We start from the raw sequence: 15,701 nt of genomic DNA, 5'->3' as shown, positions 1-15,701 counted from the left end.
CGTACGGGGGTGGGGGTGCGGCCCCGGCCGTCCAGCCTACAAAGTGCCGGGCCCCCCTCCGCGCCCTACGCTCGGTCCATGCCCCGCCGCCACATCCACGTGACCGGCGCAGCCGAGGCTCCGCTGCGGGCCGCCCTGCGCGCACTCCGTACCGAGCTCGCGGTCCCCGGGGACTTCCCGCCCGCGGTCCTCGCCGAGGCCGAAGCCGCCGCGAAGGCGCCCAGGCTCCCGCCGCACGACGCCACCGACCTCCCGCTCTTCACCGTCGACCCGCCCACCTCCACCGACCTCGACCAGGCCATGCACCTGGCCCGGCGGGCCGACGGCGGCTACCGCGTCCACTACGCCATCGCCGACGTCGCCGCCTTCGTCACCCCCGGCGGTGCGATCGACGCCGAGGCCCACCGTCGCGTCCTCACCCTCTACTTCCCCGACGGCAAGGTCCCCCTCCATCCGGCCGTCCTCTCCGAGGACACCGCCAGCCTCCTTCCCGGCGAACCCCGCCCCGCCCTGCTCTGGCGCATCGACCTCGACGCCGAAGGCCGCCGCGTCGCCACCGACGTCCGCCGCGCCCTCGTCCGCAGCCGGGCCAAGTTCGCCTACGCGGACGTGCAGCGCCGGATCGACGACGGCACGGCGGAAGAGCCCCTCGCCCTGCTCCGTGCCATCGGCCGGCTCCGCGAAGCCCTTGAGGTCGAGCGCGGCGGGATCTCCCTCGACGTCCCCGAGCAGGAGATCGTCGAACGGGACCACACGTACTCCCTCGCCTACCGGGCCCCGCTCCCCGCCGAGAGCTGGAACGCCCAGATCTCCCTGCTCACGGGCATGGCCGCCGCCGACCTCATGACCGCTGCCGGCACCGGGATCCTGCGCACCCTCCCCACCGCTCCCGACGGCGCCGTCGCCCAGCTGCGCCGTTCCGCCCGGGCCCTCGGCGTCGACTGGCCGCACCACGTCTCGTACGCCGACGTCGTCCGCTCCGCCGACCCCACGAACCCGCGTCACGCCGCCTTCCTCCAGGAGTGCACCAGCCTCCTGCGCGGCGCCGGGTACACCGTCTTCACCGACGGCCACGTCCCCACCCCGGCCGTTCACGCCGCCGTCGCCGACGAGTACACCCACTGCACCGCCCCGCTGCGCCGGCTCGTCGACCGGTACGCGGGCGAACTGTGCGTGGCGGCGGTGGCCGGGAACGAGCCGCCCGAGTGGGTGAGGGCCGCGCTGCCGGCCCTGCCCGAGGAAATGGCCACCGGCGCCCGCCGCGCCAACACCGTCGAACGCGAGAGCGTCGACATCGTCGAAGCGGCGCTCCTGAAGGACCGGATCGGGGAGATCTTCGACGCGTACGTCATCGACGTGAAGGAGCGCGAGCCGTCCGTCGGCACCGTGCACCTGGAGGACCCGGCGGTCGTCGCCCGCATCGCGGGCGGGCAGACCGAACTGCCGCTGGGGGAGCGGCTCCGGGTCAAGCTGACCGAGGCGGACCCGGGGAGGGTCAAGGCGCTGTTCGCGCCTGCGTGAGCGCCCGGTACAGGGCCTTCGGATCGTCGGCGTGCACCCGGAGGACGCTCACGGCACGGGGCGCGCCGAGCAGCCGCGGTGCGTCGACCGGCTCGGCCAGTTCGATCGTGACGGAGGTCTGCGAGCCCACGGCGAGGTTCAGCTCGCCCTCCCGCTTCTCGTGCGAGAACAGGGGCTCCCGCCGGACGGTGGCGATCTGGTCGAGCGGGACGCGCACGTCGACGTGGGCGGCCTGCCGCACGCGCAGGACGCCTCCGGAGAGCGTGTGCGGGCGGGTCGCCGAGGCGGCGTGCAGACCGAGCACGAAGAACACGGTGTAGAGGTCCAGGACGAGGAGGACGGCGTGCGCGACGGGCCACTCGGCGAGCATGTACGACACGCCGATGGTCTCGACCACGCACACGAAGGCGAAGCCGTACATCAGCGCGGCCTGGTCCCGGGCGTGCGGGAACACCGCATCGGCGCCCTCGACCCCGTGCGCCCGCCGCCCGGCCCACCGCACCAGGCTGCCCAGGAGCCGCACCTCGTGGGCGAGGAGCCGCAGCACCGGCTCCGGCACCAGCACGCCGAGGGCTTCCCGGGCGGAGTGCCCCGTGCGGCGGAGCCGCAGGAAGGCGAGCCCTTCGACGGCGAACAGCGTCACCAGCAGGAGCTCGGCGGCTCCGAGGACGATGCCCGGTATCCGTACGCCGGCCACCAGGCACACGACGAGCACCGCCTCGGCGGGCAGCGCCGCGTACGCGACCCCCCGCACGACCCGCAGGGGGCGTCCGGGGCGGTCGGCCCCACCGGCCGCGCCGCGCGCCGTGCGGCCGGCGGAGGGTCCACCGACCGGGCCGCCGTGGTCGCTCGCACCGGTCACGTCGCCCGACGTGCTCATTCCGCATCCTCCCCGCGTTCCGCGACCATCCGCAGCGCGAGCCGTACGGCCGCGGCCTGGGCCGGCGCCAACTCGTCGAAGACGGTCCGGGCGAGACCGTCGTTCAGCTCGGCGTCCGACACCCGCTCGCCCAACCCGTCCGGCAGGCAGGCGGCGAGCGCCCGGGCCGCCTCTGCCACCCCGGGCGCGTCGGGCGCCGCGTCGGCGAGTCCGTCGAGCAGGGCGTACACCGCATGGGCGTCCGCCGCCACCGTGCCCATCAGCTCCATCAGACCCGCCCGTTCCGCCTCGGGTACGACGGCGTCCAGCAGGGAGAGGATCTCCCGGTCCTTCGCCGCCATCGGTGACCCGGACACCTCGCCCAACCCCGCGAGCAGCGCCGTGAGCTCCGGTGACACCGGGCCCTCGGCGGGCAGCCGGCCGGCCCGAGCGACGGCAAGGAGCGGAGCGAGGCGCTCCCTGCGTTCCCGGATCACCGCTTCCTGCCGCGCCAGGTCGTCCGCCAGTTCTTCCAGCACGTCCACGAGCCCGCGCCCCTCGTCGTCCGCGAGCGCGTCCCGCACCTCGTCGAGCCCGAGCCCCAGTTCGGTCAGCCGCCGGATCCGGGCGAGGAGTACGGCGTCCCGGACGCCGTACTCCCGGTACCCGTTGGCGCGCCGCACGGGCTCGGGCAGCAGCCCCGACTGGTGGTAGTGCCGCACGGCCCGGGGGGTGACCCCGACGAGCGCGGCGATCTCGCCGATACGCATGGCCCCAGTAGAAACCCTGACGCTGCGGCAAGGTCAAGAGGCTGTTCTCGGACTGCGGCCCCGACCGTCGGTGCGGGGAACGGGAGGGTGCCGGACGCGCCCGCATCGGCAGGTAGCATGGTCGACACGGCAGACGAGCCGGGCGGACGGCCGCGTGGAGATCTTCGGATCTTCCCGAGGAACGTCCGGGCTCCACAGAGCAGGGTGGTGGCTAACGGCCACCCGGGGTGACCCGCGGGACAGTGCCACAGAAAACAGACCGCCGGGGACCTCGGTCCTCGGTAAGGGTGAAACGGTGGTGTAAGAGACCACCAGCGCCTGAGGTGACTCAGGCGGCTAGGTAAACCCCACTCGGAGCAAGGTCAAGAGGGGACGCCCCGGCGTCCCTGCGCGGATGTTCGAGGGCTGCTCGCCCGAGTCCGCGGGTAGACCGCAGGAGGCCGGCGGCAACGCCGGTCCTAGATGGATGGCCGTCGCCCCGACGACCGCGAGGTCCCGGGGCACAGAACCCGGCGTACAGCCCGACTCGTCTGCCCCCCTCTCCTTGAACAGGGCCCCGGCCGGGTTCCCCCGTGGGCCCTCGCTGCTGCGGGGGCGTCCCCCTGCGGATCCGTGTTCTGCCGGTGCGTTCCTCCGGGTTTCGGTACGGTCGCCGGGGAAGTCCTCGCGGAGGGAACAGAGGGAGCAGCTCCATGAGTCGTCGTTTCCAGGTCACGTTCGACGCCCGTGACCCCCGGGCCCTGTCGTCCTTCTGGCGTGATGCGCTGGGCTACGTCCACCCCGGGCCGCCCGGTGTCGAACTGCCGGAGGGTGCCGACCCGTTGGCGGCCTGGGACGACTTCCTCGCGCGGGTCGGCGTGCCCGAGGACCAGCGCAACACCAGGTCGGCCATCGAGGATCCGGAAGGGCTGGGGCCCCGCGTGTTCTTCCAGCGGGTGCCGGAGGACAAGGTAGTCAAGAACCGGGTCCACCTGGACGTCCGGGCCGCGCCCGGGCTCCAGGGGGAGGAGCGGATGGCGGCCCTGGAGGCCGCGTGTGACCGGCTCGTCGGGCTGGGGGCGAAGCGACGGGAACGCTTCGAGCCCGCCCCGCCGTTCGACGCCGGCCACATCGTGATGGCCGACCCCGAGGGCAACGAGTTCTGTCTGGACTGAGCCGGTCGGTCGCGCGGCAGGGGCGGTGCGGTGCGGTGCCGGTTCCCGGTGCGCCGGGCATCCGCCCCGGCCGCTGTCCGCCCCGGCGGCCGGTCCCGGCCCGCCCGAACCGCTGTCGGAGGGACCCCACGGCCCGGGCGTCCGCCGTGAAGGCGCGCGCGGGTGTACGGGTGGGGCATGACCGTTTCCGTGAACCAGCTCAGCGACCCGGCCGTGCGCGCCTTCGTCACGGCCCTCAACGCCCAGGACGAGTCGGCCCTCTTCGACGTCCTGACGCCCGACGCGACCATGGCCGACGACGGCTCCGAGCGCGACCTGCGGCAGTGGCTCGACCGGGAGGTGTTCGCCTCGCGCGGGCACATGGACGTCGAGTCCGAGAAGGACGACGGGCGGTCGCTCGTCGCCCGCTACCGCAACGACACCTGGGGCGAGATGCGGACCGCATGGCGCTTCACCGTCCAGGACGGCAAGGTGTCCCGCTTCGAGACCGGGCAGGCCTGAGGCCGGTCGTGTCGTCGCCCCTCCGGCCGGGGGCGACGGCACGGCTCACCCCCGGCCGATGTACGGCATCGCCGTCGCCATCACCGTTGCGAACTGGACGTTGGCCTCCAGGGGCAGACCCGCCATGTGGACCACCGTCGCCGCCACGTCCGCCGCGTCCATCACCGGCTCCACCGCCAGCTCGCCGTTGGCCTGGAGGATGCCGGTCTGCATGCGGGCGGTCATCTCCGTGGCGGCGTTCCCGATGTCGAGCTGGCCGCAGGCGATCCGGTACGGGCGGCCGTCCAACGAGAGGGACTTCGTCAGACCCGTCATCGCGTGCTTCGTCGCCGTGTACGCGATCGAGTGCGGGCGCGGCACGTGTGCGGAGATCGAGCCGTTGTTGATGATCCGGCCGCCCTGCGGGTCCTGCTCCTTCATGGTCCGGAAGGCAGCCTGGGCGCAGAGGAACGCGCCCGTCAGATTGACGTCGACGACCGCCCGCCAGGTTTCCGGTGCCAGGTCCTCCACGGGAACCCCGCCGCCCGCGAACGTACCGGCGTTGTTGAAGAGGAGGTCGACCCGGCCGTGGCGGTCCCGCACCGCGGAGAAGAGGGAGGCGACTTCCCGCTCCGAGGTCACGTCCGTCGGGACGCACAGGAAGTCGCCGTCCGGGAGGGCCGCGGCCGTCTCCTCCAGGGCCCGTGCCCTGCGGCCCGCGAGGGCCACCGACCAGCCGGCCGCCGCGAGGGCCAGCGCGACGCTCCGGCCGATGCCCGAACCGGCGCCCGTCACCACTGCGATGCTCATGGGCGCGCAGCGTACGCGAGCGGTGCGCCCCGTGAACCCGTCCGTCCGATGGGTGGATGTCCTGTACTCGACAACGGGGGTCTCCGCGGCGTCCGGTGCCGCCGGGCCCGGCCGGCCCCACCGCCTCATCCCCGGGTGACGGCCGCCTCCTGCGGATAGCGGACGCCGATGCGGTCCCGCACCGCGTCGAGCGTCCGCATCACCGCGAGCGAACCGTCCAGCGGTACGAGCGGGGACTCGGTCGCGCCGCTGCGCAGGCAGCGCATCACCTCGGCGGCCTCGTGGCGGAAGGAGTGCGGGTCGTCCGTCGACGTGAACTCCTCCGGTTCGCGCCCGTGCCGGTGCAGGGTGAACCGCTCGGGGAAGAAGAAGCCGCGCGGGAGGTCGATCCGGCCCCGCGTGCCCGTCACCGAGGCCGTCAGCGGCGTGTCCGCGACGAGCGAGCAGGACAGCAGTGCGGAGGCGCCCGATTCCCAGCCCAGCAGCACGCCCGTGTTCAGGTCGACGCCCTCCGGGGAGAGCAGCGCGTGCGCCCGGACGACGGACGGCTCGCCGAGCAGCAGCTGGGCGAACGACACCGGATAGACCCCGAGGTCGAGCAGCGCCCCGCCGCCCACTGCCGGGTCCCGCAGCCGGTGACCGGCGTCGAAGGGGCCGGCGAGTCCGAAGTCCGCCTGGACCGTGCGCACCTCGCCGATCGCCCCGTCGCGCACCAGCTCCACGATCCGCCGGACCAGCGGATGGCAGTACGTCCACATGGCCTCCATCAGGAAGAGGCCGCGGTCCCGGGAGAGCGCGACCAACTCCTCGGCCTCACGGGCGTTGAGGGTGAAGGCCTTCTCGCAGAGCACCGCCTTGCCCGCCTCCAGGGCGAGGCCGGCCGCGGCGCGGTGCGCGTGGTGCGGGGTCGCCACGTACACCACGTCGACGTCCCCGTCGGCGAAGAGCCCGGCCCACTCCCCGTACGCCCGCGGGATCCCGAACCGTTCCGCGAAGGACGTCGCGGAGGCCCCGGTGCGGGACGCCACCGCGACGACCTCGGCACCGTCGAGCTCCAGCAGGTCCGTGGTGAACCGTTCCGCCACGCCGCCCGTCGCCAGGATCCCCCAGCGCACCGTGTCACCCATGTCCCCACCCGTTCCAGAGAGGTCTCGACCATCCCGGTCGAGCTGAGAGCATAGGCAAGGATTCAACGAAATGGAGCAGTCGATGCCGGAGAGCGGCCACAAGACCACACGAGGACACATACCCGAAAGCGCCCCGGTCGCCACCGCCGCCCGGCGGACGGGACTCCTCGTCACCCTCGTCCTGGGCGGCCTCACCGCCCTCCCCCCGCTCTCCATGGACATGTACCTCCCGGCGCTGCCGGAGGTCACCAGCGCGCTGGGGGCCCCCGCCGCCACCGTGCAGCTCACCCTCACCGCCTGCCTCGCCGGCATGGCCCTCGGCCAGCTCGTCGTCGGCCCCATGAGCGACAAGTGGGGACGCCGGCGCCCCCTGCTCATCGGCATGACCGTGTACGTCCTCGCCACCGCCGTCTGCGCACTCGCACCCAGCGTCGAACTGCTCGCCGGCTTCCGACTGCTCCAGGGCCTGGCCGGTGCCGCCGGCATCGTCATCGCCCGCGCCGTCGTCCGCGACCTGTACGACGGAGTGGAGATGGCCCGCTTCTTCTCCACCCTGATGCTGATCTCCGGTGCCGCCCCGATCGTCGCCCCCCTGATCGGCGGCCAGATCCTGCGGATCACCGACTGGCGGGGCGTCTTCCACGTCCTCACCGTCATCGGCGTGCTCCTCACCGTCGTCGTCTGGCGCTTCCTCCACGAGACGCTGCCCCCCGAGCGCCGCCACGAGGGCGGGGTCGGCCAGGCCCTGCGGACCATGCGGGGCCTCCTCGCCGACCGGACCTTCACCGGCTACGTGCTCACCGGCGGCTTCGCCTTCGCCGCCCTCTTCGCGTACATCTCGGCCTCTCCGTTCGTCATCCAGGAGATCTACGGGGCCTCACCGCAGACCTTCAGCCTGCTCTTCGGCCTCAACTCCGTCGGCCTCGTCATCGTCGGCCAGATCAACGGCAAGCTCCTCGTCGGCCGCGTCAGCCTCGACAAGGCACTCGGCTGGGGCATCGCCACCCTCCTGCTCGCCGCCCTGGCGCTGACCCTCATGACCGGCGGAGCCTTCGGCGAGGTCGGCCTCGCCCCCGTCGCCGCCGGCCTTTTCGTCCTCATGTCCGCGATGGGCCTCACCCTGCCCAACACCAATGCCCAAGCGCTCCTGCGCACCCCGCACGCCGCCGGATCCGCCTCCGCCCTCCTGGGCACCTCCTCCTTCCTCATCGGAGCCGTCGCCTCCCCGCTCGTGGGCATCGCCGGTGAGCACACGGCCGTCCCGATGGCGGTGGTCCAGCTCGGCTGCGCCGCCCTCGCCCTGGCCTGTTTCCTGGGCCTCTGCCGTCCCTGGCGGGCCGCCGAGCCCCCGGTCGACACGCCCTAGACTGTCTCGGTGAACGCCTCCGCTCCCTCCGCCGACTCCTTGCGCGCCGCCCTCGCCGCGCTCCTCGACGGGCTGCCGCCCAACCGGGCGGCGCAGGCCGTCGAGCGGCTGATCGCCAACTATCGGGGCACCACGCCGACGGACGCCCCCGTGCTGCGCGACCGCTCCGACGTCGCCGCGTACGCCGCGTACCGGATGCCCGCGACCTTCGAGGCGGTACGGCGAGCGCTCGGTGCACTGCGCGAGGCGGCGCCCGGGTGGCGGCCCGGCACGCACGTCGACGTCGGCGGCGGTACGGGCGCGGCGAGCTGGGCCGTCGCCGAGGCCTGGGAGGAGGAGCCGCCCCGCACCCTCGTCCTCGACTGGGCCGAACCCGCCCTGGCGCTCGGCCGGGAGCTGGCCGCCGGCGCCTTCGAGGCGGAGTGGCGGCGCGAGCGGATCGGCGCCGCCCTGCGCCTGGACGACACCGACCTGGTCACCGTCTCGTACGTCCTCAAGGAGCTGACCGGGGCCGATCGGACGGTGCTCGTCGGCGAGGCGGCCCGTGCCGCCCGCGCGGTGGTGATCGTCGAGCCCGGAACCCCCGACGGCTACGAGCGGATCCTGGAGGCCCGCACCCTGCTGGTGGAGGCCGGGTTCACCGTTGCCGCGCCCTGCCCGCACAGCGGGGCCTGTCCGATCGTGCCCGGCAGTGACTGGTGCCACTTCTCCGCCCGGGTGAGCCGCTCCTCGCTGCACCGGCAGGTGAAGGGCGGCTCGCTGCCGTACGAGGACGAGAAGTACGCGTACGTCGCGGCCGTCCGGGCCCCCGACGTACCGGTCGACCCGGTGCCGTCCCGCATCGTCCGCAAGCCGCAGATCCGCAAGGGCCAGGTCCTCCTGGAGCTCTGCGGGCCCGAGGGCCTCGGCCGGGACACGGTCACCAAGCGGCACGGGCCCCTCTACAAGCAGGCCCGTGACGCGGAGTGGGGCGACGCCTGGCCCCCGGAGGAGTCCTAGGGACAGTCCTAGGGACGCAGCTCCTGGGTGCAGCACTTCACGCTGCCACCGCCCTTGAGGAGTTCTCCCAGGTCCATGCCGATCGGCTCGAAGCCGCGGGCGCGGAGGGGGTCGAAGAGGCCGACCGCCGCCTGGGGGAGCAGGACGTGCCGGCCGTCGCTGACCGCATTGAGCCCGAGGGCCGCCGCGTCCTCGCCCGTTGCGACCAGGGCGTCGGGGAAGAGCCGGGCGAGCACCGCACGGCTGCCCGGGGAGAAGGCGTCGGGGTAGTACATGACCTCGTCCCCGGCGTCGTCCAGGACGCACAGCGCCGTGTCCAGGTGGTAGTAGCGCGGGTCCACCAGTTCCAGGCCGATCACCGGGCGGCCGAAGAACTCCTGCGCCTCGTCGTGGGAGAGCGGGCTGGAGCGGAAGCCCCGGCCGGCGAGGATCCAGGAAGCGGTGACGGCGAAGTCGCCCTCGCCCTCGTTCACGTGCTCCGGCTCCCGCACGGCGTCGTCCGCCCAACCGTTCCTGCGGAACCAGGAGAGATGGGCCCGGGCCTCGGCCGAGCGCTCCTGGTGGGCGAACTTCGCGCCGAGGACCCGGCCCTCGACGACGGTGGCGCCGTTCGCCGCGAAGACCATGTCCGGCAGCGCCGGGTCGGGCTCCAGCAGCTCCACGGTGTGGCCGAGGGTGCGGTAGCGGTCGCGCAGGTCCTCCCACTGGGTGAGGGCGAGCTGCAGGTCGACCGGTTTGCTGGGGTCCATCCAGGGGTTGATGGAGTACGTCACCGTGAAGTGCACGGGTGGGCACATCAGATAACGGCGGGGCGAGGGCGTGCGCGGAGCAGGGCGCAAAGAGGGCTCCTCACGGACGGGCGGACGGAACGGCCGATGACCGGTGGACCCCATGGTCCGCCCTCGACGGCCTCCGCGCTGTGGACCGTTCGGGTGGTTCCGGGCCGTCCGACAAGCGGGGGAGCACCCTCGTGCGAGCGCCGGACCGTCCCCGTGGGGAACGTGGGGACAGTGAGATCCGCGACACCGGATGTTCCGTCGTCGTTCACCGGCGGGTCCGGCGCGTCGGCGACGAGGAGTTGATCGTTTCACCGTCGGCGGGCCCCCGTCCGCCCCCACGCCTGCACCGACGGCCCCGCCCGGCGCGGTCCCGCTCCCGGGTCCCGCCTTCCGCAGGGTCCCGTCCCCGCTTGCCCGCCGACCACCCCGGTTCCGCACTCCGGTCACCCGGGGCGCAGGATGGTGGGACCATGGGCAGAGCCGAACGGGCGAGCATGAGGTGTGAGGGGATAGATGGGCGACGGCATCGGCCGCTACCGCGGCACGGAGAGCAAACTCGCACAGTGGCTGCGCAGGCGCCCCAAACGCACGACGGCCGGGGACGAGAACGACCGCGAGCAGCTCCTCCTGGCCGTCGCCGCCGCCGGGCTGCCCCTGGCCCCCGCCGCGTACCCCGTCGGCTACAGCTGCTCCTGTGAGCGGATCGGCTGTCCCACCCCCGCCCGGCACCCCGTCTCCTTCGCCTGGCAGACCCAGTCGACCACCGATCGCGGTCAGATCGAGCGCTGGGCGCGGAACGAGCCGCACGCGAACTTCATCACCGCCACCGGCATGGTCCACGACGTCCTCGACGTGCCGCTGTCCGCCGGTCGCGCCGCCCTGGAGCGCCTGCTCGCCGAGGGCGTCGAGGTGGGGCCCGTCGCCGAGTCCGCCGACGTCGACACGGTCGGAGGGCGGATGTTGTTCTTCACCGCCACCCGCGGCACCCCCGAGGACGAGGACGAGTGGTGGCCGTGCGAACTGGACTGCCACCCGGAGACGATGGACGAGCACCCGGGGCTGCGCTGGCACTGCCGCGGCAGCTACGTGCTCGTACCGCCCGCCCGGCTCCCCGGTGACGAGGAGGCCCATCCGGTCGTCGCCTGGGTCCGCGGCCCCGAGCACCCGCTGCCCGACCCGCTGAACCTCTTGGAGACCCTCCAGGACGCCTGCGCACGCCACGCCGCCGAGCGGCAGGCGGGCGGCGACGGAGGGCACGCCGCCCACGAGATCGCCTGGCCGCTGACCCGCTGACCCGCTGAATCGGTACGCCCGCCGTCGGCGGGTGCTAGGAGCCCTCCGCGCCCACCACGCCCTGGAGCCGGCCCGTGACCGTGACCCCGTTGCGGTCCGTGCCCGCCGGCTTCACCAGGACCGCCTGGCTGGAGACCCACTCCCGGGTGACGGTGCTCTTGATCTCGCCGTTCAGCAGTGCCTTCACATCGGGGCCGACCTTCGGCCGGTACCCCTTCGCCGCCGTCTGCCGCTCGAAGTACCGGGTCGCGAAGAACACGAGCGCGCCGCCGTCCCGGGTCCGCAGCCCGAGCGGCGCGAAGTCACCCCGGTCCGTGACCTGGTCGACGTACTGGGTGGCCATTCCCGGGCGTTGGGCGGCCTTCTGCCGCTGCGCCCGCCACTCCGTGGTGTGCGCGCCCGGCGCGAAGGTCGCCGGCTTTCCGTCCTTCAGATACCCGACGTACTCCCTGCCGAGGTCGCGGGGGGCGACCGCGAGCGCGTCGGTGTCCGCGGGGACCGGCACCGCGTACCCCTCCTCCTCGGCGAACTCCGGCACTTCGCTCCGGGGCAGGATCGTGAGGTACGCGACCTCCCAGAGCTGTTGGGGGCCGTTGCGCAGGAAGACCAGGAGCCAGCGCTGATCGCCGGAGCCCCGGTTGGAGGCGGTGTCCGCGACGAACCAGCGCGGCCAGCCCGCCTTCCGGGGGAGCACGAACCGTGCGTCGGTCAGTTCGAGCGGCTTGTGCTCGGGGTTGCCGCCGGGGGTGTTGATCGACCGCGCGCGCAGGCCCGCCTGGTTGATCTCGCCGAGCGGGCCGGTGACCCGACCCGCGTCCAGGCTCGGGTCGTAGGCCTTGTCGGCCCGGTTGTAGGCGGTGGTGAAGTCGGCGAGGGCCTGTGTGGCCTCGGCCTCCGTCGCCGGTGGCAACAGCGCCCGTTCGCCGTGCACGGTGACGCAACCGCTCGCCGTCAGCGACAGGACGGTTCCGGCCGCCGTCGCCATGAGGAACCTCGCCAGCGCGCGGCCCGCCCCGGGCGACCGCTGCTCAAGCGTTCGTCGTCCCGGCGCTCGCCTCAGCCTCAGCCTTCTCATCGGTCGTCTTCTGCCCCTTCACCCGCACGGACGAAGCCGACCCTATCGGGGCCAGGAAGAGCGCGAGCGTCGGGATCAGGTACAGCGCCCACACCGTGACCTGAAGGACCGTCGGATCCGGCTGGAAGTTGAACACGCCCTTGAGGAGCGTGCCGTACCAACTGTCCGGCGGGATCGTCGCCGAGACGTCGAAGGCCTTGTCGGAGAGGCCGCCGAGGAAGCGGGCCTCCTGGAGGTCGTGCACGCCGTAGGCGAGCACCCCGGCCGCCACCACGACCAGCATCCCGCCGGTCCAGGTGAAGAACTTCGCCAGGTTGATCTTCAGCGCGCCCCGGTAGAACAGCCAGCCGAGCAGCACTGCGGTGAGCAGGCCGAGGAGCACCCCGACCAGCGGGGCGTAGGTGCCGTCCGAGGAGGCCCGCACCGACGCCCAGACGAAGAGCGCGGTCTCCAGGCCCTCGCGGCCCACGGCCAGGAAGGCGGTGGCGACGAGCGCGCCCGTGCCCATCTGCAGGGCCGCGTCCAGCTTGCCGTGCAGTTCCGCCTTGAGGTGTCGGGCCGTGCGCCGCATCCAGAAGACCATCCAGGTCACCAGGACCACCGCGACGATCGACAGCGAACCGCCGAGCAGTTCCTGGGCCTCGAAGGTCAGCTCCTGGGAGCCGAACTCCAGGCCGGCGCCGAACGCCAGGGCCACGCCGACGGCGACCCCGATGCCGATCCAGATCGGCTTCAGTGCGTCCCGGCGCCCGGTCTTCACCAGGTACGCGATGAGGATGCAGACGACCAGGCTCGCTTCGAGGCCCTCGCGCAGGCCGATCAGATAGTTACCGAACACCTCGGTGTCCCTCCTCGGTTACGAGAACAGCGCCCGACCCCACCAGTCGTCCTTGTCCCGGACGCCCGGCGGGATCGCGAACAGCGCCGAACCCACGTGCTGGATGTACTCGTTGAGGGCGTCGGAGGCCAGCGAGGTCTGCACCGGGATGAAGCCGGTGCGGACGTCCTTCTGGTACGCCAGGAAGAACAGGCCGGCCTCCAGACGGCCGAGGCCGTCCGTGCCGTCGGTGAAGGAGTAGCCGCGGCGCAGCAGGGTCGCCCCGTTGTTGCTGTCCGGGTGCGCGAGCCGGACGTGCGAGTCCGGCTTCATCGCCTTCAGGAACGGCTCGTCGTGCTCCTTGGCCTTGCCGACCGGTGCGCCCTCGCGCTTGTCGCGGCCGAAGATGTCCTCCTGCTCGGCGAGCGGGGTGCGGTCCCAGGTCTCCACGTTCATCCGGATCCGGCGGGCCACCAGGTACGAGCCGCCGTCCATCCAGGCGGCACCGCCCTCGGCGTCCTTGCCGGAGACCCACACGTGCTTCGTCAGCCGCTCGGTCTCGGTGCCGGCGATGTTGCGGGTGCCGTCCTTGAAGCCGAAGAGGTTGCGCGGGGTCTGGGCGTCCGGGGTCGTCGACGAGGTCTTGCCGAAGCCCAGCTGCGACCAGCGCACCGCGACCTTGCCGAAGCCGATCCGGGCGAGGTTCCTGATGGCGTGGACGGCGACCTGCGGGTCGTCCGCGCACGCCTGCACGCAGATGTCGCCGCCGCTGCGCGCCGGGTCCAGGTTGTCGCCGGGGAACCTGGGCAGGTCCACCAGGGCTCCGGGCCGCCGGTCCTTCAGCCCGAAGCGCCCGTCGAAGAGCGAGGGGCCGAAGCCGATGGTGAGGGTGAGGCGGGAGGGCTTGAGGCCCAGGGCCTCGCCGGTGTCGTCCGGCGGGGCTTCCGGCAGGCCGCCGTAGGCGCCCTCGCCGACCTCGGCGCCCGCGGTCATCCGCTCGGCGGCCCGCGTCCAGTCCTTGAGGAGCTGGACCAGCTCCGCCCGGTCCTCCGTCTTGACGTCGAAGGAGGCGAAGTGCAGCCGGTCCTGCACCGCGGTGGCGATGCCCGCCTGGTGCGTGCCGTGGAAGGGAACGGCCCCGCCGCTCTCGGCGACCGGGGCGGTGGCGTCGCCGTCCCGGGCCAGTGCGGCGGCACCGCCGGCCGCGGCGGCACCGAGCGCCAGCCCGGCCCCGCCCCAGCCGATGACCGTGCGGCGGGAGGGCGCGCCCTGGGGCTCCTGCGCGGTCCGCGCGCCCTGCTCCTCGGTGTTCTCGGACATCTCGTGTTCCCGTCCCTGGTGGCTCGACGACTACTTGACGACGGCGGCGGCGAGCTTGGAGAGCGGCTCGGCCAGGGCGTTGACGCCGTCGGAGAGCTCCTTGCGCTCGGCCTTGTCGACCTTGTCGTACGAGGTGAAGACGTAGCCGTTCTTGTCCGTGCGGTACGCGTCGAGCAGCGTGTTCAGCGCGGCGAACTGCTTGTCGAGTTCGGCGACGAGCTTCGGGTCGTTCTTGGCGGCGACCGGCTTCAGCAGCTCGAAGGACTTCTGCGCGCCCTCGACGTTCGCCTTGAAGTCGACCAGGTCGGTGTGGGAGTAGCGCTCCTCCTCGCCGGTGACCTTGCCGCTGGCGACCTCGTCCAGGAGCTCCTTCGCGCCGTTGGCCATGGAGGTCGGGGTGATCTCGGCGGTGCCGACCCGCTTCGCCCAGTCGGCGAGGTCCTTGTCGAGGAGGTCGGCGAGCTGCTTCTCGCGGTCGCCGATCTTCTTGTCCTGCCAGAGGGCCTTCTCCAGGCGGTGCCAGCCGGTCCAGTCCGTGGCCGGGTCCTGGCCGTCCTCCAGGCCGTCCTCGCGGACGTCGACCTTGGGGTCGATGTCGCCGAAGGACTCGGCGACGGGCTCGGTCCGCTCCCAGCCGATGCGGGACTCGGCGTAGGCCTTCTTCGCGGCCTCGACGTCACCGGCGCGGACGGCGTCGGTGAAGACCTTCACCTTGGGCAGGGTCGTGTCGGCCTGCGCCTGGACGTACTGGCGGTAGGCGGCGACGGCGGCGTCCATCTCGGGGGAGCGCTTGGCGGTGCTGGCGCCCTCGCCGGTGGCCTTGACCGGCTGACGGATGCCGTCGCCCTTCATGCCGGGCTTGCAGGCGATGAGGTAGTCGCCGGCCTTGATCTCGGCGGTGAGCGTGGCCTTGGTGCCGGGGCCGATGTTCTCGCGCTCGGTGACGATCCGGTCGTCCGGGTAGAGGACGTAGACCTCGGTGACCTTGGAGCCGCGGTTCTCGACGGTCAGCTGCACGTGTCCGGCCGGGAACTCCTGCTTCGACACCTCGCAGGAGTCGTCCTTGGCGATGACGGTGACGACGTCGCCCCCCGCCTTGGCGTCGCTTTTCTCCGCACAGCCCGTGACGGCGGTCAGAGCTGCCGCGGTCGCGGCGGCGGTGACGACGGAGAGACGGACGGCTCGCATGAGGACTCCAGGAACGCGGGGACGGTGCTGAGGCGGACCTAACTTAACCGAGGCTTACCTGAGTAGTACCCACCCGTCCAGTGATTCAGCTCTCAGGCCGGGCGCGGGGGACACGGAGTGGTCACGGAGGGTCCATGGACTCC

General features: G+C 72.9%; 15 protein-coding genes and 1 other RNA gene. 7 read left to right on the top strand and 9 right to left on the bottom strand.

Annotated elements, in window-relative coordinates; genetic code table 11:
• Window positions 1–78 precede the first annotated feature (78 nt).
• Window positions 79–1,521, top strand: a complete 1,443-nt coding sequence (locus ACFW22_RS22915; protein WP_386407714.1) for an RNB domain-containing ribonuclease — start codon at window positions 79–81, stop codon at window positions 1,519–1,521.
• Here ACFW22_RS22915 and ACFW22_RS22910 read toward each other — a convergent pair.
• The gene (locus ACFW22_RS22910; RefSeq protein WP_386407711.1) at window positions 1,496–2,401 is read right to left on the bottom strand and encodes a hypothetical protein; all 906 of its coding nucleotides are present in this window, start codon (window positions 2,399–2,401) and stop codon (window positions 1,496–1,498) included. The genes ACFW22_RS22915 and ACFW22_RS22910 overlap by 26 nt on opposite strands.
• A complete protein-coding gene (locus ACFW22_RS22905) occupies window positions 2,398–3,150 on the bottom strand; it encodes a MerR family transcriptional regulator (protein WP_386407708.1) in 753 nt (250 codons plus the stop codon). Before ACFW22_RS22905 ends, ACFW22_RS22910 begins: the two co-directional genes overlap by 4 nt.
• 134 nt (window positions 3,151–3,284) lie before the next feature.
• Between ACFW22_RS22905 and rnpB the strand changes: the two genes are divergently transcribed.
• From rnpB to ACFW22_RS22890, 3 genes are all read left to right on the top strand, one after another.
• An RNA gene (gene rnpB / locus ACFW22_RS22900) (RNase P RNA component class A) lies at window positions 3,285–3,683 on the top strand.
• 159 nt (window positions 3,684–3,842) lie between these two features.
• Window positions 3,843–4,304: a VOC family protein gene (locus ACFW22_RS22895; RefSeq protein ID WP_386407705.1), complete on the top strand. Its 462-nt coding sequence runs from the start codon at window positions 3,843–3,845 to the stop codon at window positions 4,302–4,304.
• 177 nt (window positions 4,305–4,481) lie between these two features.
• Window positions 4,482–4,805, top strand: a complete 324-nt coding sequence (locus tag ACFW22_RS22890; protein WP_386407702.1) for a nuclear transport factor 2 family protein — start codon at window positions 4,482–4,484, stop codon at window positions 4,803–4,805.
• 45 nt (window positions 4,806–4,850) lie between these two features.
• Here the strand turns inward: ACFW22_RS22890 and ACFW22_RS22885 are convergent, their stop codons facing one another.
• Both ACFW22_RS22885 and ACFW22_RS22880 read right to left on the bottom strand, forming a co-directional pair.
• Window positions 4,851–5,594, bottom strand: coding sequence for an SDR family oxidoreductase (locus ACFW22_RS22885; protein ID WP_386407699.1), 744 nt, complete (start codon window positions 5,592–5,594; stop codon window positions 4,851–4,853).
• Window positions 5,595–5,719: 125 nt separating this feature from the next.
• Window positions 5,720–6,721, bottom strand: a complete 1,002-nt coding sequence (locus tag ACFW22_RS22880; RefSeq protein ID WP_386407696.1) for a Gfo/Idh/MocA family protein — start codon at window positions 6,719–6,721, stop codon at window positions 5,720–5,722.
• 70 nt (window positions 6,722–6,791) lie between these two features.
• On the opposite strand from ACFW22_RS22880, the gene ACFW22_RS22875 reads away from it, so the two are divergent.
• Both ACFW22_RS22875 and ACFW22_RS22870 read left to right on the top strand, forming a co-directional pair.
• Window positions 6,792–8,087 (top strand): Bcr/CflA family multidrug efflux MFS transporter, encoded by a 1,296-nt coding sequence (locus tag ACFW22_RS22875; protein ID WP_386407693.1) that lies wholly within the window; start codon window positions 6,792–6,794, stop codon window positions 8,085–8,087.
• 9 nt (window positions 8,088–8,096) lie between these two features.
• On the top strand, window positions 8,097–9,086 hold the full coding sequence (locus tag ACFW22_RS22870) for a small ribosomal subunit Rsm22 family protein (protein ID WP_386407690.1): 990 nt from the start codon (window positions 8,097–8,099) through the stop codon (window positions 9,084–9,086).
• Window positions 9,087–9,094: 8 nt separating this feature from the next.
• Here the strand turns inward: ACFW22_RS22870 and ddaH are convergent, their stop codons facing one another.
• Window positions 9,095–9,925 (bottom strand): dimethylargininase, encoded by an 831-nt coding sequence (ddaH, locus tag ACFW22_RS22865; protein WP_386407687.1) that lies wholly within the window; start codon window positions 9,923–9,925, stop codon window positions 9,095–9,097.
• Between the two features lie 453 nt (window positions 9,926–10,378).
• Between ddaH and ACFW22_RS22860 the strand changes: the two genes are divergently transcribed.
• Entirely contained in the window at window positions 10,379–11,158 is a 780-nt protein-coding gene (locus ACFW22_RS22860; protein ID WP_386407684.1) for a bifunctional DNA primase/polymerase, read from the top strand.
• Window positions 11,159–11,192: 34 nt separating this feature from the next.
• On the opposite strand, the gene ACFW22_RS22855 is transcribed toward ACFW22_RS22860, so the two are convergent.
• From ACFW22_RS22855 to efeO, 4 genes are read right to left on the bottom strand one after another with little or no spacing between them, the layout of a single operon-like run.
• The gene (locus tag ACFW22_RS22855; RefSeq protein ID WP_386407681.1) at window positions 11,193–12,143 is read right to left on the bottom strand and encodes a hypothetical protein; all 951 of its coding nucleotides are present in this window, start codon (window positions 12,141–12,143) and stop codon (window positions 11,193–11,195) included.
• 43 nt (window positions 12,144–12,186) lie between these two features.
• A complete protein-coding gene (gene efeU / locus ACFW22_RS22850) occupies window positions 12,187–13,071 on the bottom strand; it encodes an iron uptake transporter permease EfeU (protein WP_386407678.1) in 885 nt (294 codons plus the stop codon).
• 18 nt (window positions 13,072–13,089) lie between these two features.
• Window positions 13,090–14,370, bottom strand: coding sequence for an iron uptake transporter deferrochelatase/peroxidase subunit (gene efeB / locus ACFW22_RS22845; protein ID WP_386407675.1), 1,281 nt, complete (start codon window positions 14,368–14,370; stop codon window positions 13,090–13,092).
• A gap of 30 nt (window positions 14,371–14,400) precedes the next feature.
• Window positions 14,401–15,558, bottom strand: a complete 1,158-nt coding sequence (gene efeO / locus ACFW22_RS22840; protein ID WP_386407672.1) for an iron uptake system protein EfeO — start codon at window positions 15,556–15,558, stop codon at window positions 14,401–14,403.
• Between the last annotated feature and the right edge of the window lie 143 nt (window positions 15,559–15,701).

The organism is Streptomyces sp. NPDC058872 (assembly GCF_042743065.1).
Classification (GTDB): Bacteria; Actinomycetota; Actinomycetes; order Streptomycetales; family Streptomycetaceae; genus Streptomyces.
This window is presented reverse-complemented; position numbering and strand designations above follow the sequence as displayed.